Source organism: Massilia sp. TSP1-1-2, from assembly GCF_049896185.1.
Taxonomy (GTDB): Bacteria; Pseudomonadota; Gammaproteobacteria; order Burkholderiales; family Burkholderiaceae_D; genus Telluria_A.
Window position 1 is genome coordinate 41,213 of sequence record NZ_JAFCTU010000020.1, and the last position, 20,298, is coordinate 61,510.

The 20,298-nt window shown below is 60.3% G+C and carries 12 protein-coding genes and 3 pseudogenes; 5 read left to right on the forward strand and 10 right to left on the reverse strand.

Annotated elements, in window-relative coordinates; translation table 11 throughout:
• The first annotated feature begins 116 nt into the window (after positions 1–116).
• Positions 117–3,011 (forward strand): TonB-dependent receptor domain-containing protein, encoded by a 2,895-nt coding sequence (locus tag ACP7BV_RS17300; RefSeq protein ID WP_426105580.1) that lies wholly within the window; start codon positions 117–119, stop codon positions 3,009–3,011.
• Between the two features lie 102 nt (positions 3,012–3,113).
• On the opposite strand, the gene gap is transcribed toward ACP7BV_RS17300, so the two are convergent.
• Together gap and tkt are read right to left on the reverse strand one after the other, a co-directional pair.
• Positions 3,114–4,124 (reverse strand): type I glyceraldehyde-3-phosphate dehydrogenase, encoded by a 1,011-nt coding sequence (gene gap, locus ACP7BV_RS17305; protein ID WP_426105581.1) that lies wholly within the window; start codon positions 4,122–4,124, stop codon positions 3,114–3,116.
• A gap of 72 nt (positions 4,125–4,196) precedes the next feature.
• Positions 4,197–6,194, reverse strand: coding sequence for a transketolase (gene tkt, locus ACP7BV_RS17310; protein ID WP_426105583.1), 1,998 nt, complete (start codon positions 6,192–6,194; stop codon positions 4,197–4,199).
• 127 nt (positions 6,195–6,321) lie between these two features.
• Here tkt and ACP7BV_RS17315 point away from each other — a divergent pair, with 127 nt between their 5' ends.
• Entirely contained in the window at positions 6,322–7,047 is a 726-nt protein-coding gene (locus ACP7BV_RS17315) for a 16S rRNA (uracil(1498)-N(3))-methyltransferase (RefSeq protein WP_426105584.1), read from the forward strand.
• A 398-nt stretch (positions 7,048–7,445) separates the two neighbouring features.
• On the opposite strand, the pseudogene ACP7BV_RS17320 reads toward ACP7BV_RS17315, so the two are convergent.
• From ACP7BV_RS17320 to ACP7BV_RS17335, 4 genes and pseudogenes are all read right to left on the reverse strand, one after another.
• Positions 7,446–7,813, reverse strand: a pseudogene (locus ACP7BV_RS17320) (transposase); the annotation flags it as partial.
• A 350-nt stretch (positions 7,814–8,163) separates the two neighbouring features.
• Positions 8,164–9,153: pseudogene (locus ACP7BV_RS17325) on the reverse strand (IS91 family transposase).
• 19 nt (positions 9,154–9,172) lie between these two features.
• Positions 9,173–10,033 (reverse strand): tyrosine-type recombinase/integrase, encoded by an 861-nt coding sequence (locus ACP7BV_RS17330; protein WP_426105585.1) that lies wholly within the window; start codon positions 10,031–10,033, stop codon positions 9,173–9,175.
• A 161-nt stretch (positions 10,034–10,194) separates the two neighbouring features.
• Entirely contained in the window at positions 10,195–10,413 is a 219-nt protein-coding gene (locus ACP7BV_RS17335) for a hypothetical protein (protein ID WP_426105586.1), read from the reverse strand.
• A 40-nt stretch (positions 10,414–10,453) separates the two neighbouring features.
• Here ACP7BV_RS17335 and ACP7BV_RS17340 point away from each other — a divergent pair.
• Positions 10,454–11,458, forward strand: a pseudogene (locus ACP7BV_RS17340) (transposase); the annotation flags it as partial.
• Between the two features lie 148 nt (positions 11,459–11,606).
• Entirely contained in the window at positions 11,607–11,777 is a 171-nt protein-coding gene (locus ACP7BV_RS17345) for a transposase (RefSeq protein WP_426105587.1), read from the forward strand.
• Positions 11,778–11,966: 189 nt separating this feature from the next.
• On the opposite strand, the gene ACP7BV_RS17350 is transcribed toward ACP7BV_RS17345, so the two are convergent.
• Both ACP7BV_RS17350 and ACP7BV_RS17355 read right to left on the reverse strand, forming a co-directional pair.
• On the reverse strand, positions 11,967–12,098 hold the full coding sequence (locus ACP7BV_RS17350) for a hypothetical protein (RefSeq protein WP_426105588.1): 132 nt from the start codon (positions 12,096–12,098) through the stop codon (positions 11,967–11,969).
• A 191-nt stretch (positions 12,099–12,289) separates the two neighbouring features.
• Positions 12,290–15,412, reverse strand: a complete 3,123-nt coding sequence (locus ACP7BV_RS17355) for a TonB-dependent receptor (protein ID WP_426105589.1) — start codon at positions 15,410–15,412, stop codon at positions 12,290–12,292.
• Positions 15,413–15,923: 511 nt separating this feature from the next.
• Between ACP7BV_RS17355 and ACP7BV_RS17360 the strand changes: the two genes are divergently transcribed.
• Complete coding sequence (locus tag ACP7BV_RS17360; RefSeq protein ID WP_426105591.1) at positions 15,924–17,567, forward strand: NAD(P)/FAD-dependent oxidoreductase; 1,644 nt, start codon at positions 15,924–15,926, stop codon at positions 17,565–17,567.
• 74 nt (positions 17,568–17,641) lie between these two features.
• Here the strand turns inward: ACP7BV_RS17360 and corA are convergent, their stop codons facing one another.
• Both corA and ntrC read right to left on the reverse strand, forming a co-directional pair.
• Entirely contained in the window at positions 17,642–18,607 is a 966-nt protein-coding gene (corA, locus tag ACP7BV_RS17365; protein ID WP_426105592.1) for a magnesium/cobalt transporter CorA, read from the reverse strand.
• A 164-nt stretch (positions 18,608–18,771) separates the two neighbouring features.
• Positions 18,772–20,259 (reverse strand): nitrogen regulation protein NR(I), encoded by a 1,488-nt coding sequence (gene ntrC / locus ACP7BV_RS17370; protein WP_426105593.1) that lies wholly within the window; start codon positions 20,257–20,259, stop codon positions 18,772–18,774.
• Between the last annotated feature and the right edge of the window lie 39 nt (positions 20,260–20,298).

A 20,298-nucleotide genomic window follows, 5' to 3' on the forward strand; every position in this document is an offset into this window, starting at 1 on the left:
ATTGACTGGCCTCAAGCCCGAAGCATTTCCCAGAACTCCGTCAACAGGGCCATTGTCCATTGATTGATGCCGCGATGTGCCCGGCCTGCCCCCACCTTTACAGAGAGAACAACATCATGCCGTTTCCTTTTCGTCTAAAAAAGATTGTCCTTGCCGTCGCCCTGACCTTCGGCCCGGCGCATGCTGTGCTGGCCCAGGATGCTGCCGCGCCGAACGCTCCGGTCCAGCGCGTGGTCATCACCGGTTCCAACATCGCGCGCATCGATGCCGAGACTGCCACGCCGCTGCAAGTGATCAAGCGCGCCGAGATCGACCGCCTCGGCGTCAATTCGGTGCGCGAACTGGTCGACACCATGACCGCCTCGACCAGCAGCCTGTCGGACGTCGGCGGCAGCAGTTCCTTCGCCGGCGGCGCCTCGTCGGCGTCGCTGCGCAACCTGGGCAAGCAGTCAACGCTGGTGCTGCTCAATTCGCGCCGCGTGGCGCCGTATGCCCTGGCCGACTACAACGAAGTGTTCACCAACCTCGACAGCCTGCCGCTGGACGCGATCGAGCGCGTCGAAGTGCTGCGCAGCGGCGGCTCGTCGATTTACGGCTCGGACGCGGTGGCCGGCGTCATCAACATCATCACCCGCGGCGACTACCGCGGCCTGACCGCGCGCGCCACGCACGAGCAGGCGAGCAAGCACAGCGGCTTTCACGAGTCCACTGCCAGCCTCACCGGCGGCATTGGCGACATGGCCGTGGACGGCTACAACGTGCTGGCCAACGTTGAATTCTTCAAGCGCGGCAACGTGTTCTGGCGCGAGGTCGTCGACGATATCAATCCGGCCTACGGTAGCAAATTCGCCACCCTGCGTCCCGCCAGCGGCCTGATGTTCGGCAACCGTGGCGCGCCGTCCACCTTCAGTTTTCCGGGCAACCTGATCGGCCAGGGCGCCCTGCCCGGCTGCACCACGCTCAATGCAGCAGGCCTGTGCGTGTACGATCGCTTCAGCCGCTTTGAAGTCCAGCCAAAGGCCGATCGCGCCAACCTGCTGTTGTCCGGCAAACTGCGCTTTTCCGACACCATGGAAGGCTTTGCCGAAGTGTTGTACTCCAAGACCAAGACCACCTACGGCAGTACTTACGCCACCTACGATTCGGCCGCCGGCGTGACCACCTGGGGCAACCCGGCCACAGGCCAGGCCCGCACTTTCGACCATGGTCCGATCCCCGCCGGCCACCCGCTGAACCAGTCGGGCCGGGACCTGGACCTGCGTTACCGCTTCCTCGACGACCCGGGCTTTCGCCAGTCCGACAGTTCGCAATACCGGGCGCTGGCTGGCCTGAAAGGCAACTGGCGCAACTACGACTGGGAAAGTGCGATCGGCATCATGGGCAGCAAGTCGACCGACCGCAGCCGCGGCACTTTTTTCAGCGTCAACGGTTTCACGCAGGTCATCGGCACGCCCGGCTATGACGAAGACGGCAACCTGCGCGACCAGCAATTCTTCAACCGCAGCTACCGCCTGGGCCAGATCAATTCGCCCGAAGTGATCAACGCGCTGTTTCCCGAAAACGGTTACGACGGCAAGATCACGCAGCAATTCTGGGATGGCAGGATTAGCGGCGAAGTTGGCCAATTTCGAGGCCGCAAGGTGCTGATGGCGCTGGGCGCCGACATCCGGCACGAGAAATTCCTGATCTCACCGACGGCCAACCTCCTGGCCGGCGACATCGTCAGCAACGGCGCGGCCAGCGCCGACGCCGCGCGCACTTCTACCTCCGCCTTCGCCGAGGCCGAGGTGCCGCTGACGGACGCGCTGAACATGACCGGCGCGGCGCGCGTCGACAAGTTTCCCGGCTTTGGCGCGCACGTCTCGCCCAAGCTGGCGATGCGCTTCGAAGCGTCCAAGGCGCTGCTGCTGCGCGGCACCATCGAGACCGGTTTTCGGGCGCCCAACCTGACCGAGAGCGCGCAGTCGAGCAAGTTCGCCTTTTCCAGCGGCACCCAGGACCCGCAGCGCTGCTCGCAAGCGCAGGCCTACGCCAACGACTTGCGCGCCCGCTCCGACGCCTTGCCCGAGACCGATCCGCTCAAGGCGATCACCTCGGCCAAGGCCGACGCGGTCGAGAGCAAGGAATGCTTTGGCGGCGTGCCCAGCATTGTGCGCAACAATCCCGACCTGAAACCGGAAGTCTCGCGCAGCGCCACCATCGGCTTCGTGCTGGAACCAATCAAAGGTTACAACCTGTCGCTGGACTACTGGCGCATCCGGCGCAAGGATGAAATTTCGCTCAAATCGAACGACGAGCTGCTGGCCGCCGAGGCGCAGCAAGCGCCGGGCGTGATCAACCGCCTGCCGCTCACGCAAGAGTCGACCTTCACCTCGGTCGAGGGCGAAAGCACGGCCACCGTGCAGCAGCGCTACGGCGTCACGGCCGGCCCGCTGTCGTCGATCAACGGCACCTTTTTGAACGTGTCCAAGACGCGCACCAGCGGCTTTGACGTGGGCGCGGCAGCGCGCATCGATTCAGGCATCGGGCGCTGGGACTTGACGTTCAACGCTACGCGCCTGCTCGACTTCAAGACCTTCTTTGCCGAGCGCGACGGTGGCAGCTACGGCGACAACCTGGCCGGGCGTTATGGCTACTCCAAAACGGTGGCCAATTTCACGGCCGCGCTGCAGACCGGCAATGTGAACAACAGCTTGCGCTTCGCCTGGAACAGCCCGACCACGCTCAACGGCGACTATTTCGACGACCAGTACACGGACGCCGGCTGCGCCGAGCGCGACTGGTCGGCGCAGGAATGCCGCGTCGCCTCGTATGTGCGTGCGGACTACAACGTCAGCTACACGGGGATCAAGAACCTGACCTTGTCGGCGCACGTGGGCAATTTGTTCAACCGGCGCCCGCCGATCGACTACCGCTCGATCAACGAGTCGGGCGGCGGCGTGATTCCGCAAGACCGGGAAGATGTGCAGGGACGCAATGTGCGGGTGACGCTGGTGTACAAGTTCAAATAGCCGCCGCACGCATTGACCGCATGGGCACGCGGACGATGCGCGGACGATGATGGCAAAAAAACGCCCGGCAAGCCGGGCGTTTTTGTGTACAGCCAAGAACGATTACTTCGCGTTCATCAGCGCCACGGTGGTGTCGAGCATGCGGTTCGAGAAACCCCACTCGTTGTCATACCACGACGATACCTTGACCAAACGGCCCGACACTTTCGTCAGCGTCGAATCAAAATTCGACGACGCCGGGTTGTGATTGAAGTCGATCGATACCAGCGGCTCGGTCTGGTACGTCAGCACATCCTTCATGGCGCCTTCGGCGGCCGCCTTCATCAGCGCGTTGACTTCATCGACTGTCGTGTCGCGCTTGGCGATAAAGGTCAGGTCGACCAGCGAGACATTGATGGTCGGCACGCGAATTGCGAAACCGTCCAGCTTGCCATTGAGCTCAGGCAGCACCAGGCCGACCGCGGCGGCAGCGCCGGTCTTGGTCGGGATCATGCTCATCGTGGCCGAACGGGCGCGGCGCAAGTCTTCATGCATCACGTCCGACAGCACCTGGTCGTTGGTGTACGCGTGGATGGTTGTCATCAAGCCAGTTTCCAGGCCAATGGCGTCATTGAGCGGCTTGACCAGGGGAGCCAGGCAGTTGGTGGTGCACGACGCGTTCGAGATCACGGTATCCGTGCTTTTCAGTACGTCCTGGTTCACGCCGAACACGATGGTGGCGTCGACATCCTTGCCGCCCGGAGCCGAAATGATGACTTTCTTGGCGCCACCCTTCAGGTGAGCCGATGCCTTTTCCTTGGTGGTGAAAAAGCCCGTGCACTCCAGGACCACGTCCACACCCAGGTCGCCCCAAGGAATTTCAGCAGGATTGCGCTGTGCAAACACGCGGATCACGTCGCCGTTGACGATCATGTTCTCGCCCTCGACCGTCACGGTACCAGGAAACTTGCCGTGGGCCGTATCGTAGCGGGTCAGGTGGGCGTTCGACTTGGCATCGCCCAGGTCGTTGATGGCCACGATCTGGATGTCATGTTTCTTGCCGCCTTCGTAGAAAGCGCGCAGTACATTGCGGCCGATGCGGCCATAACCGTTGATTGCAACTTTGATCGTCATGCTTATGCTCCTGATGATTAAAAAAAGAGGGTCCCTGAAGTTGTTGATGCGCCTGCCAGTTGTTTGTCAATTCTATGCTGCCAGTACGATTTTGGCCTTGGCCACGACGTTCTCGACCGTAAAGCCGAAGTGCTTGAACAGCACTGGCGCCGGGGCCGATTCGCCGAAGGTGTCGATGCCGACCACCGCGCCTTCCAGGCCCACGTACTTGTACCAGAAGTCGGTCACGCCGGCCTCGATCGCCACCCGCGGCACGCCGCGCGTAAGCACGGACGCCTTGTAGGGGGCGTCCTGGCGGTCGAACACGTCGGTCGACGGCATCGACACCACGCGCACGGCCACGCCTTCGGCCGTCAGGGCGGCAGCGGCCTTGGTGGCCAATTCGATTTCGGAACCGGTGGCAATCAGGATGATCTTGGCATCCGGTGCATCTTGCAGCACGTAGCCACCGCGGGCGATGTCGGCAATTTGCGCCTCGCTGCGTTCCTGGAACGGCAGGTTCTGGCGCGAAAAGATCAGCGTCGACGGGCCATCCTTGCGGCGCACGGCGGCGCCCCAGGCAGCGCTCGACTCGACCGTGTCGCACGGACGCCAGTTATCCAGGTTCGGGATCAGGCGCAGCGACGAGACGTGTTCAATCGACTGGTGCGTCGGGCCATCTTCGCCCAGGCCGATCGAGTCGTGCGTGAACACAAAAATCGAGCGCAGCTTCATCAGGGCGGCCATGCGCAGCGCATTGCGGCTGTAGTCCGAGAAGGTCAGGAAGGTGGCGCCGAACGGAATATAGCCGCCGTGCAGGGCAATGCCGTTCATGATGGCGCTCATGCCAAATTCGCGCACGCCGTAGTTGATGTGGTTGCCCGGCTTGCCGGAACGCAGCGCGACGCACTCTTTCCAGTTGGTCAAGTTGGAACCGGTCAGGTCGGCCGAGCCGCCCAAAAATTCAGGCAGCGCGGGCGCCAGCGCCTGGATCGCGTTCTGGCTGGCCTTGCGGGTGGCGATGTTTTCTTTCTTTTCCACGCACGAGGCGATGGCAGCGGACAGTACGGCGTCGAAATTGGCCGGCAGCTCGCCCTGCATGCGGCGCTCGAGTTCGGCGGCCAGCTCCGGAAACTGCGCGCGGTAGGCGGCGAATTTGTCGTTCCAGGCCGCTTCCCTTGCGGCGCCCTGCGCCTTGGCGTCCCAGGCCGCGTACGCCTCCGCCGGGATTTCAAACGGGACCGAGGTCCACAGCAGGTGCTCGCGCACGGCCGCCACTTCCTTGTCGCCGAGTGCGGCGCCGTGCACCTTGTCGCCGCCCTGCAGGTTGGGCGAACCCTTGCCGATGATGGTCTTGCAGCAGATCAGGGTGGGCTTGTCGGCCAGCTTGGCTTGCGCAATGGCAGCGTCGACCGCGGCCACATCATGGCCGTCGACGGCGCGGATCACGTTCCAGCCGTAGGCTTCAAAACGCTTGGGGGTGTCGTCGGTGAACCAGCCTTCGACCTTGCCGTCGATGGAAATGCCGTTGTCGTCGTACAGCGCGATCAGTTTGTTCAGTTTCAAGGTGCCGGCCAGCGCGCACACTTCGTGCGAAATTCCTTCCATCAGGCAACCGTCGCCCAGGAACGCATAGGTGTAATGGTCGACAACGTCGAAACCGGGCTTGTTGAATTCAGCGCCCAGCAGGTACTCCGCCAACGCCATGCCGACCGCGTTGGCGATGCCCTGGCCGAGCGGACCGGTAGTCGTTTCAACGCCCGGCGTGATGTCCACTTCCGGGTGACCGGGGGTCTTGGAATGGAGTTGACGAAATTGCTTGATGTCATCCATGCTCAAGGCGTAGCCCGACAGGTGCAACAGCGCGTAATGCAGCATCGAGCCATGCCCGTTGGAGAGCAGGAAGCGGTCGCGGTTGGCCCATTTCGGGTTGGCCGGGTTGTGCTGGTAATGGCCGGCCCACAATGCCACGGCGATGTCGGCCATCCCCATCGGCATACCAGGGTGGCCGGAATTGGCCAGTTGAACTGCGTCCATTGCCAGTGCGCGAATCGCGTTGGCCATCAAAGTCGTCGGTAGCGTAGGTGTCATGGTAGCTTGGGTCTGAGGATTGGGAATGCGGGGCGGCGTTGCAAGAGATCTGAGCCAACTATTTTACCAGACCAAGAGGGGTCGAATTAAAATGAAGCCTTGTTTCTGATCGACAAACAGGATTCGCATGCCCCGTTTCTACTGTGACACCCCGCTCGCTGCCGGCCTGACCATCGCCCTGCCCGACGCCGTGGCCCACCACCTGCACGTGCTGCGCCTGCTGCCGGGCGCCCAATTGCGCCTGTTTAACGGCGACGGCGCCGAGTATGTCGCCCAGCTCGACAGCGTCGACAAGCGCCGCGCCAGCGCCAGCATCAAGGCGCAGGTCGCGCGCGACGTCGAGCTGCCGTACGCAATCACGCTGGCCCAAGCCCTGCCCGAAGGCAGCAAGATGGACTGGATCATTGAAAAGGCGGTGGAAGTGGGCGTGGCGGCTATCGCCCCGTTGGCGGCCCAGCGCTGCGTACTGCGGCTGACGGGCGAGCGCGCCGACAAGCGGCGCGCGCACTGGCAGGCGGTGGTGGTGGCAGCGTCCGAGCAATGCGGGCGCAATCGCCTGGCGCAGGTCGGCGCCATTGACGACATCCGGCATTGGACCGGCCAGCAGGGTTTGCACAAGCGCGTGCTGCTCAGCCCGCGGGGCGAACAATCGCTGGCCGCTTGGGCGCGCCACCAGCCGCCGCAGGCTTTGAGCCTGATGGTCGGACCCGAGGGCGGCTTTACCGAGCAGGAAGAAGAAGCAGCGCTCGCCAACGGCGCGCTGGCCCTGTCGATGGGTCCGCGCATCTTGCGCACCGAAACGGCGGGCATTGCTGCCGTGGCGGCGCTGGGCGCTTTGTGGGGCGGCATGTAACACTTCGACGGGCCGGCTAACAGTGCGGACCCAACCGCCTGACGCGCATCTTCCCGGTCGATGAATTTTAGCTGCGGATACTGCGCACTGAAACGGCGCGCATGGCGACCGTTGCAGTGCCGGGCGGGGTGTAGGGATTTTTGTAGAGCCGCGATTATTACTATTGGCAACGCTGCCTGCCGTGCGAACCGCAGTGCAGCTTAAATATTCCCTAGCCTGAATGTTTCATAAACTGCCACTGCGTCTCCCGCTGGCAAACGCGGGGCCTCATCGGCAGCGATTGCAATGTTGCGAGCAATGGCTTCCCTACCCGATTAAACGGGACATCAATGAAGCGGTATGAGGGTTGATGGCGGGCGGGTGGATGGTCAGTTTTCGGCGGACCAGACGTGACTTGTTCAGGAAGAGTTGAGCGTCTTTGGTGAAGTCGGCAGACACAGCCGCTCAGTCAATGTTTGCAGCAGATGTTTGACCGGGCAAGCGCTCGGCAGATGAAGGACGATCTTGTTCTTGTACTGTTTGACCTGCACGGCAATCTTGAACAACTTGGCGATAACCGTCGACGGCTGCGCCTGCGACAGCGCGGTATGCTGCAGTGCCTGCGTTCTCAATTGCTGGTGCAAGATATAGGCGGCGGCATGCAGCAGCAGCGCATGCAGTTGGCGAGAAAGCTGGTGCAGGAAGTGCGGTCGGCGGCCAGATCGTCCTTGAGATGTTTGATATAGTTTTCAGCTTGACCGCGCGCGCAATAAATTTCTTCGTACAGCATGCCGGCATCAAGTCCAGGTAACGAATAGCGTTTATCTGCCGCTCCGCGGTCGCGCGAGCAGGCCGCGAAGCCCCAGCGGCAGATAAACCGTGTTGGACTGAGCCGCCACCCGGGACTGTGGCGATAGGGGATTGAAAGCTTCAATCCGCGTATGCGGGCGGACTATGAGCCGGCCTGGAACGAAATCTGTCTTCGACGAACTCTCCACGCACATAAAAAGACCTCGTTCATGGCGCCTGGCGCACGGCGTTTGCATCCTGCGTGGATGGTTGCGCCCGCAGTGCGCAGCAGGCTCCATGAGGCAGCGCGGCCCCACTTGAAATCGCTTCTGTGAAAAATTCGACGCATCACGGTGGTCCCAGGCTTTGCGCGCTCACTGCACTGGCCGGTGCCGACAAACTTCGCAATCCCTGCAGCGTCTCGAGGATGCGCAGCCTGCCTTTCTTGCAGCATGGGCACAGCGATACATCCACCTTGCTCACTCTGAGCATGTACGCCTGGGCCGACTCCAATGCCTGCCGATTAAGGACGGGCATGTCCAAGGCAAGGCGTGCGGCGCCGAGCCTGGCCTTTTTGCAGGCAGGCGCCAGGATGCCGTAATGGCGAATGCGCTTGATGCCGGTGGGGAGTATGTGCAACAAGAAACGGCGCACAAATTCCGCGCCATCGAGCCGAACCATGCGTTTGCCGCCATGATCGTCGGCGCCCACCGTGAACGCCACCTGTTCGGCGTCGACCGAACGGCTGCGCTCGTTGCCGATCGCGGTGTGGTGGGTGTAGCGGCCCAGGTATTCCAACACTTGGGCCGGGCCTCCCATTGGCCATCCTTGGCCAGCACCTCGCAGGCCATCACAACGTGCAAATGGATGTGGCGCTGCAAGTCCTGCGTGCAAGTGTGCAGCACCAGGCTGAACGCGGGGGCGCCGCCGGCGTCACCCATCCACCTGTCGTTGGCGCAAACTCCTTGAGCGTTTGCGCCACGCAGGCAAACAGGGTGTCGATCACCCAGCGCGGGTGCATGCCATACAAGCCATTGAGCCCTTGCGGCAGCGTAAACACCAAGTGTGGGCGTAAGGCACCGGCAACACCTCCGACAGCCGGCCCTGCAGCCAGACATCCTTGGCGCGGGTGCCGCATTGCGGACAGTGGCGCGACCGGCAACTGAGAAACTGCCAGTGCTCGTGTCCGCAACTGTCGCACGCCAGGTGCTGGCCGCCGAGCGCGGCTGTGCGACAGGCAACAATCGCCCGCCAGGCCTTCGCCTGGGGCGTGTTCAGGGCATGCGCTGCCAGATACGCCGCGCCGCACTGGCGTAGCGCATCGGCCAGAGTGGCCACCGGATACCATGCCGGGGGACTACAGTTTGGGTAGGCCGGCCAACAGGTCCAGCGGGGCGATGCTCTTCGGCGGGCGAAACTGTGGGCTGATCAGCCGCAGGTAGCGGCTTGTGGTGCCGATATGGGCATGGCCCATCAGCTTCTGGATTGTAAACAGATCGACTCCGCCTTCGAGCAGATGCGATGCGAAATCGTGACGCAGCGTGTGGATACCACCAGACTTGGTGATGCCCGCCAGGGAACGGGCGCCATAATAGGCCTGCTGGGCCCTTGAGACACTGACCGGTTGCGCGTTGCGCTGGTTGCAGAACAACCAGTCGCGCGACGTGGTGCCGCGCACGTAGGCACGCAGATACGCCAGCAGCGTCACGCTCAGTATGGTGTAGCGGCTATGTCCGCCCTTGCCATGCTCGACCCGTATGCACATGCGGCCAGGAGCGCTGTCGATGTCCTCCACGCGCAGGGCGCAGGCCTCGGACACACGCAAGCCGGTGGCGTACATCGTTTGTAGCAGCATGCGATGCACGGGACTGGAGCAGGCCGCAAACAAGCGCGCAAGCTCATTGCGGGACAGCAATCCAGGCTGGACGGCGGGAACCTTGGCCATCGGGATGTGGAACATTTCACACTCGTGATTGAGCACCGTCTCATACAGGAAGCGGGACGCACAAGCGGTCACATTCATCGTGCTATAGGCCAGATTGCGGTCTTTGACAAGGTGCAGAAGATAGGCCTGCACCTCGGCAGCGGTGTATTCGGCCGGGTCGCGCCGATAGTACCTGGCCATTCGGTAAATGGCGCCGATGTAGCTGTCCCGGGTGCATGCTGAAAGACCGCGTTGCAGCATTGCGTCCGACATGCGTTGGCGTAAGGGTGTCATGGCAACTCTCCTGTGAGCCGGGGAAATCCCCCACTTCACAGGCTTTGCCTCATTCCCTTTCAACGCAAGCAGCATTTCGGCAGTGCAAATCCCGCCTGCGGCCATCGAGCCGCCCAGCCATCGCGTCAGCGGTTTAGTTCAACTCACATTTTATCAATCACTTACGGCATTCTTGCCCTTTTTGATGCAAAATTCAGGCTAACAGCCTGCGCATACGCTTTGTCCATCGTGCCGCGGGCGCGACCGAGTTCGGCCAGGCTCATCAAACCGGATATTTCCTCAGGAATCGCTTTGCCCGCTAGCAGCGTGTCGGACTTATCGCCCTGACGAAGGGTATATATGAGAAAATGTTGTCTGTTCAGGCAACGGATTTCCACCATGTCCCGCTTCGTCACTATCGACCGCCACACAGCCTATCTGATGCCTCCTTCTCTGGAGGACTGGCTGAACGAAGATCACCTGGCGCGCTTCATTGTCGAAGTGATCGACCTGCTGGATCTGTCGAATTTGACACGGCAATATGCCGGCCGCGGCTCGAAAGCTCACCATCCAGCGACGCTGCTGGGTATTCTGGTTTATGGCTATGCCACTGGCGTGTTCTCCAGCCGTAGGCTCGAACGCGCAACCTACGACTCGGTGGCGTTTCGCTACATCGCGGCCGGCACCCATCCTGACCATGACACGCTGGCCACGTTTCGGCGGCGCTTCCTGGTCGAGGTGGTGAACGTGTTCCTACAGGTGCTCGAATTGGCCAAGGAAATGAACTTGCTCACCTTGGGTACGATCAGTTTGGATGGCACCAAGATTCACGCCAATGCTTCGCGCCATAGCGCATTGTCGCATGGGCATATCGAAAAACTGGAAGTGCAACTCAAGGCCGAAGTGCAGGAGTTACTGGCCTTGGCCGAACAGGCCGACGCGACCGACGTCCCAGACGGCGTCAGTCTGCCCGATGAAATCAAGCGCCGCGAAGACCGCCTGGCGGTGATGGCCGGCGCCAAGCGCAAGATTGAAGCGCTTGCCGAGGAGCGCTTTCAGCGCGAGAAGGCGGAATACGAAGAGAAGATGGCGCGCCGCGCCGCCAAGGAAAAGGAAGCCGGCAAGAAGCTGGGAGGCAAACCGCCCAATGCGCCCGAACCAGGTCCGAAAACGAGCGACCAGATCAATCTGACGGACGAGCAATCGCGCATCATGCCGGTGTCGGGCGGCGGCTTCGAGCAAGCCTACAATGCACAAGCTGCAGCTGACGTCGCGACGATGCTGGTGGTTGCCTCACATGTCACGCAGGCGCCCAACGACAAGGAACAAGTGGTCCCGATGCTGGCGCTCATAAAGGAGCAGTCGGCGGTCGTAGGCATGCCCACCTGCCTGCTCGCCGACACAGGATACTGCAGTGAAAAGAACATCGTCGCCTGCGCGGATGCAAACGTGACTCCACTGATCGCCGTCGCGCGCGACCAGCACCATCCCGACTGGCGCGAACGCCACAGCGAACCGGCGCCGCTGGCCAAGGATGCCGGCGTTGTACAAGCCATGGCGCGCACGCTTAAAACTAAGGCCAGGCGTGCGCAGTATGCCCTGCGCAAGCAAACCATCGAACCGGTCTTTGGCACCGATCAAATCGGTGATGGGCTTCCGTCAGTTCTCGCTGCGCGGTTTGGACCTGGTTAACGGCGAATGGAGCTTGGTCTGTTTGGCGTGGAATTTGAAACGCATGGCCGTATTGCGCCCAAAATTCGGGTAAATAAGGGAATTTCCCAGAAAAAGCGCATAAACGGACAAAAACTGGCTAAATTTGCCTATTTATTGAGCAGCCCAAGAATGTGGCAGTGGCCCATCAGTTCAAGTCCGACAGGCTACTAGCCTGGGCTCTGCCAAACTCCATCTCTGCCATTACCAGATCTTCAGATACGACCTCGCCGAAACCGTACAGTTAGCCTAAAAGCAACTGTTCCTGCGTATTGCCGGCATTCCCCAGCCGGCTATAAATCCGCTGCGCATGCGCGAAATCGCGCTTTTCCAACGCCTTTATGCCATCAGCCAGCTCATCGGCACGGGCCGTCATGGCCAACGTACACAGAAACGCAGCCGCAACATCTTTCTCGCAATCGTCACCTTCATTTTACCAATTCCCAGAAAGTTATCTATAGGGCAATAGTACCGGAAATTTTTTTGGCCACAGGGACCTTTGCCGCGCGGCGAAAAAAAACCCACAGCCCAGGGGCTGCGGGTTTTTTGATCACAACGAAGGATCGATTAGAACTTGGTGTTGTACTCGGCGGTAAGACGAATCAAGCGTGGCGAGGTCGTGCTGAGCGTACGACCAAACGTGCTGCGGCGATTGTTCGCACTGTTCCAACGCTCTTCGGTCGACTCGACAGCCTGGCGGTTCAAGAAGTTGAATACGTCCATCTTCAAACCCAATCCCTTGACCATTGCTGGGCGATACACAATGTTCAAATCGACGCGCGAGTCCGTTGGCAGATTGCCACGGGTGCCGCGTGGCGACAGGACGTTAGTAGCGACCGAATTGCCACCGCAATAGTGTGGACCGTTGCTGTAGTTAGGCGTGGTGCCATCAAACAGGAAACGACCGAGGCAGCTCTTTGGACGGCCGGTAGCGATCAGGAAATTGGCGCCGACGGTGATCTGTGGTGTCAACTCGTAGAAGCCATAACCTTTGAGCTGGTGGGTACGGTCATTTGGCAGCCTGCCGTAAGCACCAATCGCCAGTTCCTTGTAATCCCAGGTCTGCGTTGCGGCAACGTCGGTTTGGCCCACGTCGGACAGGGTCTGACCTTCGGTGTTACCTTCGCTGCGCGACCAAGTGTAGTTCACCTTACTGTACCAGCCGTTGCGCATCGGGTGCTCGGCGAAGACGTCAACTGCCTTGTAGACACGCTTGGCGGCCGGGAATCCCAAGTCTTCTTTCGTAAACGAGGCCAGCGTCAGGTTCTTGGCGGTACCGCCGTTCCTAGTCGTACCAGCGAAGTCGACATAGAAGGCGTTAGCTTTGCCCGGATTGAAGTTGGCGCAGCCAAAGTATGGCGCTGGATTGCCGGCATCGATTTCTTCCTGCCACGCAGCAGTGCTGATCGAGTGATCTTTTGCATACTTCGTGAACGGACGGCCATCGCAGAAATCGTCGATCGTCGAACCGAGCGTACGGTAAGTTGCCTTGACGCCGAAGTTCATGTTAGCCGACAGCTGCTTTTCCAGGCCGATGGTGATTTCGTCCTGAAACGTAGGCTTCAGGCCCACAGAAGACAACGTCTGAGGCTCTTTGGCCTGGCCGTATTCGTTGTTCGCCGACGCTGGTGCCGATAACTGGGTCAGGCCGGTCGGCACGCCCTTGGCGTCAACACCGGTGTAAGCAAATGCCTGAGTTGTGTTGGTGGCGCGACCCGCGCCGCGTACTGCGAGGTGGGTCGGGATTTGCAAGTGATAACGTCCAGCGCTGGCGAAGATCTTGGTCGAAGCATCGCCATTTACGTCCCAAATCACGTTCAGACGTGGGGCAACTTGGTTCTTTTGCTCAAGGTATTTCACCTTATCGCCGTTTTGGTTGTCGAAGCCTTCAATCCGGATACCACCCGTGACCACCACGTTCGGGGTTACTTGCCACTTATCCTGAATATACTGGGCGTTTTGGTTCGAATATGCATTCGTCACGGTCGTGAACAGGTTTTTCGTCACATAAAAGCCCTGCAGTCCGTACGGGCTGCCGCTGGTACCGGAGCCCTTGGACATGCCGCCGCCCAGGTCAAACGAATCCAGAGGCGTCGTTGCCGGGTCAATCTTCGAATAAGTCCAGTTGCCACCGCCTGCGGAAACTTCACCCGCGTTGTTCGAGGTCAACTTGTTATTGTCTAGACCGAAACCGATGGTGTGGTTGCCCAGCTTATATTCCAGGTCGAGACGGAACGATTCGATGCGGTCGTTCGAGCCTGGCGCAACCAGGTTGCCCGTGATGGTCTGCGGATTGTTGATGGTAACGCCAGCCGGGGTGTCCCCAGCCGTCGTTGTGACGGTATACAGTGTTGGGTTGTAGCCGGTAAACTCTTCAATGTGCTTGGACTTCGAGCGACCATACAGCGCTTGTACGGTGAAGGCATCCGAAATATTACCCGTGTACTTCAAGATCTGAACAGCGGCGCCATTGTCGTTGATGTTCTTCTCGGTCTTGTCGCTCGAGAACACGCCTGTGTGGGTGCCAGTAAAGGTCGGTGCCGGACCGTAGGTATAGTCACTGTACGCGTTATGAACTTTTGGCGAGTCGCCGATCAACGACAGTTCGAGGCGATGGTTGTCGGTCAAATTCCAGTCCAGCTTGCCCAGGTAGCGCTGAACTTTGCGGTCCTGATTCAGCCAGGCGCCTGCAGGCGAACCACCGATGCGGATACCATTGACGGAATCGGTGGCGGCAATTTTGGTCTCGGTGCTTTCAGCCGAAACGAACATGAACAGTTTGTCCTTGATGATTGGACCGGAAAGGTAAGCGCCAACGACAGTCTTTTCCTGGGTATTCTCCGAACGACGACGGTACAGCTTGTCGTCGGTTTTCGGGAACGCGCCGGTAGTTGGATAGTAAATGTCAGTACGGTCGGAACGCAGCTTCTTTGGCTCGATGCTTGCCATAGCGCCAGCCTCCCACGTATTGGTACCGCCTTTGGTGGTGATGTTGACCACACCGCCTACCGAACGGCCGAACTCGGCACCGTAGCCGCCGGTCAGGATTTGTGCCTGGGCGATCGCGCCGAATGGAAGTTCGGATGAACCGAGCTGGGTCAGGGGATTGGTGACTGGGAAACCGTTAATGTAGTAAGCATTTTCGGACGCACCGCCGCCCGCAAAACTTGCTCCGCCGGCATAGCGCGAGTCGGCTCGGGTCGTGTTAGGTGCCAGCTGGATGATCGCGTCGACGTTTTGGGCAATTGGCAGCTTGGCCAGTTCGCGCGCGGTGAAGGTGGCGCCGTTGTTTGCGCTCGAAACGTCAATGCGTTTGGCGCGGCCGGTAATCTTGACCGACTGTACGCCGGTGGTTGGCGCTTCGAATGCAGCCTCGACACCCTGACCAGCGAGCACTTCAACAGTTGAGGTCTCGCCTGCGGACGAGCCCTTCATGACGGTCACGCTGTAGCGGCCGATTGGCATTGCGCTAGCCGAAAAACTACCTGCCTGGTCAACCGGAACGGTACGACTTTGGTTGGTGTCCAGGTTCTTCAGAACGACGCTGCTACCCGATCCTGGGGCCACTTTGCCGTAGACTGAACCGGAAACGTTTGACTGCGCCGTAGCGGCAGGCACGACCATTGCGGTCAAGGAAGCGGCGCTGAAAGCAATTGCCAAGGCGCGCACTAAAACTGTTTTTCTCAACATGTGATTTCCTAATTAATTTAAGCGTTTCGGTAGATCTGCTCGGGTAAAAGTATTGCTTCTTCAAATCCTTGTGTTCTTACTGGCAAACTTCAGATTTTCAAAAGCCACCTCATGGGTGCTCTTCTAAACATTGTCTGAGTTGATCAACAATATTCAAGCCTTACATAGAACCATGGCCAAAGTCCCAGTGTCAAATTTCGATACAGAAAACTATGCGAAGAAACAACACTTGTAACACTTCTGCATGTGCAAGGAAAAATACACTTATTTTGTGCTGCAATGCAGCATATGGAACAGCTGATAACATTAACGGTTAATAGGTGCCACGATAATTTGCAGAGATAACGATACGTAGACCGAAGATAGGATCCTTATGAGACTACTTTCCCGCAGCATCGACCTGTGTGCAGTTTTGCAACAGTCGAGTGCGAGCCGCACGCTGGTTCAGGTTTTAGGGAGCGGTTAAAATAGCGCTATTGACCTTTTAAATTTTGAAATTGACTAATAGTCTATGTTGCGAATTACTGAATTAAAACTGCCGCTCGGTCACTCAGAGGCGCAGCTCAGTGCGGCGGTGTTAGAGCGGCTTGGTATAGATGCCGCCAGCCTCACACGGTTTACCGTATATAAGCGCAGCTACGATGCCCGCAAGCGCAGCGCAATCGTCCTGATCTACGCAATCGATGCTGAAGTGACCGATGAAGCAGCAGTCTTAGAACGCTGCGGGCGCCATCCCAACGTGATACATTCGCCCGACACCAGCTACCGCTTCGTGGCAGGCGGCTTGCAGGCGCAAGGCCACGACAGTGGAGAGCGCCCGATCGTCATCGGCACCGGCCCCTGCGGCCTGTTCGTGGCGCTGGTGCTGGCCCAAATGGGCTTGCGTCCCTTGATCCTCGAACGTGGCAAGGTAGTGCGCGAACGCACCGTCGACACCTTCGGCTTTTGGCGCAAGCGGGAACTCAATCCCGAGTCCAACGTGCAGTTCGGCGAAGGCGGCGCCGGTACATTTTCAGACGGCAAGTTGTATAGTCAAATCAAGGATCCCAAGCATTACGGACGCAAGGTGCTGACCGAGTTCGTCAAAGCCGGCGCGCCGGAAGAGATCATGTACGTCAGCAAACCGCACATCGGCACCTTTCGCTTGGTCAAGATGGTCGAGCAAATGCGCGAGAACATCATCGCGCTGGGCGGCGAATATCGCTTCAGTTGCAAAGTCACCGATATCGACGTCGAAGGCACGGGGGACGCGCGCCAGATCCGCGGCGTGACCCTGGCCAGCGGCGAGCACATCGCCAGCCGCCATGTGGTGCTGGCGATTGGCCACAGCGCGCGCGACACCTTCGAAATGCTCCATGCGCGCGGCGTGTATGTGGAAGCCAAGCCGTTTTCGATCGGCTTTCGGGTCGAGCATCCGCAGTCGCTGATCGACGCCTGCCGTTTTGGCCCCAGCGCGGGCAACAAGATATTGGGCGCAGCCGACTACAAGCTGGTACACCACGCCAGCAACGGCCGCTCGGTCTACAGTTTTTGCATGTGCCCGGGCGGCACCGTGGTGTCGGCCGCGTCCGAACCGGGGCGCCTGGTCACCAACGGCATGAGCCAGTATTCGCGCAACGAGCGCAACGCCAACAGCGCCATCGTGGTCGGCATTACGCCTGCCGATTACCCGGGTCACCCGCTGGCCGGCATCGAACTGCAGCGGCGCCTGGAGGAAGGTGCTTTTGCGCTGGGCGGGGGCACCTACGACGCGCCGGGCCAGCTGATGGGCGACTTCGTCAAGGGGCGCGCCTCGAGCGCCTTTGGCTCCGTGGTGCCGTCGCTCACGCCCGCAGTGCGCCTGACCGACCTGGCCACGGCGCTGCCCGATTACGCGATTGTCGCCATGCGCGAAGCGTTTCCCGCCTTTGACAAGCAGATCAAGGGCTACTACCAGGAAGACGCGCTGCTAACTGGCGTGGAAACGCGCACCTCGTCGCCGATCCGCATCAAGCGCAACGACGGCGACCTGCAAAGCCTGAACACGCGCGGCCTGTTCCCGGCCGGCGAAGGTGCCGGTTACGCGGGCGGCATCCTGTCGGCGGCGGTCGATGGCATCAAGGTGGCCGAGGCGGTGGCGCTGGCAATGCTCTCCTCTAAAGCTAGCCGGTGTTAGCTAGGAATGAGGATCGCACGCGATCCTCCGGCGCAACGCTAGCCGCTTGCAAGCGGATACTCCCGGCCAAAAGCTTATAACCAGCCAGACTTCCTGAAGCGGTAGTACAGGTAGCCGCACAGGCTGAACATGAACGTGATCGCCAGCGGATAACCCCAGCGCGATTTCAGTTCGGGCATGTACTCGAAATTCATCCCCCATACGCCGGCAAAGGCGGTGAACACGGCAAAGATCGCGGCCCATGCGGCCAGGCGCTTGTTCACTTCGCCCTCGTCGATGGCCACCATCGACAGGTTGACCTGGATCGCGGTACTGATCGTCTCGCGAATGGTGTCGAGCGCCGAGTTGATGCGATACAGATGGTCGTGCACGTCGCGGAAGTATTCCTGGGTGTCCATGCAAAAGGCGGGCACGCGCCCGCCGTGCAGCTTGCCCACGGCGTCCAGCATGGGCGCGACCGCATGGCGCAGCAGCAGCACCTTGCGTTTAAGCTCATACAGGCGCTCGATGTTGGCGCGCTGCGACCCCTTGATGAAGATCCGGTCTTCGATTTTTTCCAATTCTGATTCGAGCATGTCGACCACGGGAAAATAGCGGTCGACGACCGCGTCCATCAGCGCGTAGAGCACGAACGACGAACCTTTGGCAAGCAGGTGCGGCTCGCGCTCGGCGCGCGCGCGCACGCCCAGAAAGCCGAGGTTGACGTTGTTGCGGCACGAGAGCACGTAGTTGGCCGCGACAAAAATATCGACCTCGCCGATATTGAGTTCGTCGCCCGCCAGTTCAACCGTCTGGATGACGACGAACAGCGACTCGCCGTATTCCTCGATCTTGGGGCGCTGGTTGCCGCGCATGGCGTCTTCGACCGCCAGTTCGTGCAAGCCAAATTCTTCCTGCATGGTGAGCAGTTCACCGTTTTCGGGCTCGCGCAAGGCAACCCAGACGAAGGTTTCGGGCATTTCGATGTAATCGCTGATGGCCTCGACCGTGATGTCGGAAAGTTTTTTGCCCTCTTGGTAGGCGACGCAGTTAATCAGCATACAGCTCCGTGAAATGACTTTTTTCTTGAGAGCAGAGCTTACTACATTGTCCGGGGAGCGTAGGGCGCAAAAGCGCAGCGCATTGCGCCATGCTCGCGTCGCGTTGACGCTGGCATGGCGCATTGCGCTATCGCTTATGCGCCCTACATTCGTGCGCTTTGCCTCTACTCGTCCTTGGCGCCGTCGATGCCCAGCTCGGCAATCTTGCGGGTGATGGTGTTGCGCCCGATCCCCAGCCTGACAGCCGCATCGTTCTTGCGCCCGTGCGTATGGCGCAGCGCCGTCTTGATCAGCGCCGACTCGAACTGCCGCCCCAGCGCATCCATGATGTCGGACTGCCCCGCCGCCAGCATCCCGGCCGCCTGCAGTTCCAACAGCCCGATCCAGCCGCCGCTGTTTTCCAGCGAGGTCAGCGAAGGCAGCGAGGTCAGACCCGCGCCGCCGGCCGCAAGCGCGTCCTGCACCAGGGGCGCGGCACTGGCGGCAATGGCGCCCTCCTGCCCCTGGGTCAGCTCGAAAGGCATGTCTTTCACTTCCACCGTCTGCCCCGGCGCCATCACGGTGATCCAGTTGCACAGGTTTTCAAGCTGGCGCACATTGCCCGGCAAATCGAGCGACGCCAGAAACGCCATCGCCGGCTCGCTCATGCGCTTGGTCTCCACGCCGAGTTGCTTGGCGCTTTGCACCAGAAAGTGGCGCACCAGGATGGGGATATCTTCGCGCCGCTCCCGCAAACTGGGCAGACGCAAGCGGATCACATTCAAGCGGTGAAACAAGTCTTCGCGAAACAGCCCCTCGCGCACGCGCTGTTCCAGATTCTGGTGGGTGGCGGTAATGACGCGCACATTGGCCTTCATCGGCTGGTGCCCGCCGACCCGGTAAAAGTGCCCGTCCGACAGTACGCGCAACAAACGCGTTTGCAAATCAAAAGGCATGTCGCCGATCTCGTCCAAAAACAGCGTGCCGTTTTCAGCCTGCTCGAAGCGCCCGCGGCGCGTGGTCTGGGCGCCGGTAAAGGCGCCGCGCTCATGGCCGAACAGTTCGGACTCGAGCAAGTCCTTGGGGATGGCCGCCGTATTGAGCGCAATGAAAGGCTGCTGCGCGCGCGGGCTGTGCTTGTGCAAGGCGCGCGCGACGAGCTCCTTGCCGGTGCCCGATTCGCCCGTGATGAGCACCGTCACATTCGATTGCGACAAGCGCCCGATGGCGCGAAACACTTCCTGCATCGCCGGCGCCTGGCCCAGAATTTCGGGGGTGTCGGTGGGGCTGGCTTCGACGCTGGTTTCGCGCAGGCTCTCGTCGAGCGCGCGCCGAATCAGCTCGACCGCCTTGTCGATATCAAAGGGCTTGGCCAGGTATTCAAAGGCGCCGCCCTGAAAGGCGGCAACGGCCGAATCAAGATCCGAAAACGCGGTGATGATGATCACCGGCAGCCCGGGATACTTGGTCTTCACGGTCTGCAGCAAGTCCAGGCCCGATTCGCCCGGCATGCGAATGTCCGAGACCAGCACTTGCGGGGTCTCCAGTTCGAGCGCGGCCATGACGTCGCGCACGTTCGAAAAACTTTTGGTGGCCAGGTTTTCGCGCGCCAGGGCTTTTTCGAGCACCCAGCGAATGGAGGCGTCGTCGTCGACTATCCAGATTGGTTTCATGTATTCAAGCTTCCTGCGATAGGGTCTGCGATGTGGTCG

What these genes read in the sequence shown, in the direction of transcription:
- ACP7BV_RS17300 (WP_426105580.1), top strand. Translation starts at nt 117, where the DNA reads ATGCCGTTTCCTTTTCGTCTAAAAAAGATTGTCCTTGCCGTCGCCCTG.
- gap (WP_426105581.1), bottom strand. Translation starts at nt 4,124, where the DNA reads ATGACGATCAAAGTTGCAATCAACGGTTATGGCCGCATCGGCCGCAAT.
- tkt (WP_426105583.1), bottom strand. Translation starts at nt 6,194, where the DNA reads ATGACACCTACGCTACCGACGACTTTGATGGCCAACGCGATTCGCGCA.
- ACP7BV_RS17315 (WP_426105584.1), top strand. Translation starts at nt 6,322, where the DNA reads ATGCCCCGTTTCTACTGTGACACCCCGCTCGCTGCCGGCCTGACCATC.
- ACP7BV_RS17330 (WP_426105585.1), bottom strand. Translation starts at nt 10,033, where the DNA reads ATGACACCCTTACGCCAACGCATGTCGGACGCAATGCTGCAACGCGGT.
- ACP7BV_RS17335 (WP_426105586.1), bottom strand. Translation starts at nt 10,413, where the DNA reads ATGGTGGAAATCCGTTGCCTGAACAGACAACATTTTCTCATATATACC.
- ACP7BV_RS17345 (WP_426105587.1), top strand. Translation starts at nt 11,607, where the DNA reads ATGCCCTGCGCAAGCAAACCATCGAACCGGTCTTTGGCACCGATCAAA.
- ACP7BV_RS17350 (WP_426105588.1), bottom strand. Translation starts at nt 12,098, where the DNA reads ATGACGGCCCGTGCCGATGAGCTGGCTGATGGCATAAAGGCGTTGGAA.
- ACP7BV_RS17355 (WP_426105589.1), bottom strand. Translation starts at nt 15,412, where the DNA reads ATGTTGAGAAAAACAGTTTTAGTGCGCGCCTTGGCAATTGCTTTCAGC.
- ACP7BV_RS17360 (WP_426105591.1), top strand. Translation starts at nt 15,924, where the DNA reads ATGTTGCGAATTACTGAATTAAAACTGCCGCTCGGTCACTCAGAGGCG.
- corA (WP_426105592.1), bottom strand. Translation starts at nt 18,607, where the DNA reads ATGCTGATTAACTGCGTCGCCTACCAAGAGGGCAAAAAACTTTCCGAC.
- ntrC (WP_426105593.1), bottom strand. Translation starts at nt 20,259, where the DNA reads ATGAAACCAATCTGGATAGTCGACGACGACGCCTCCATTCGCTGGGTG.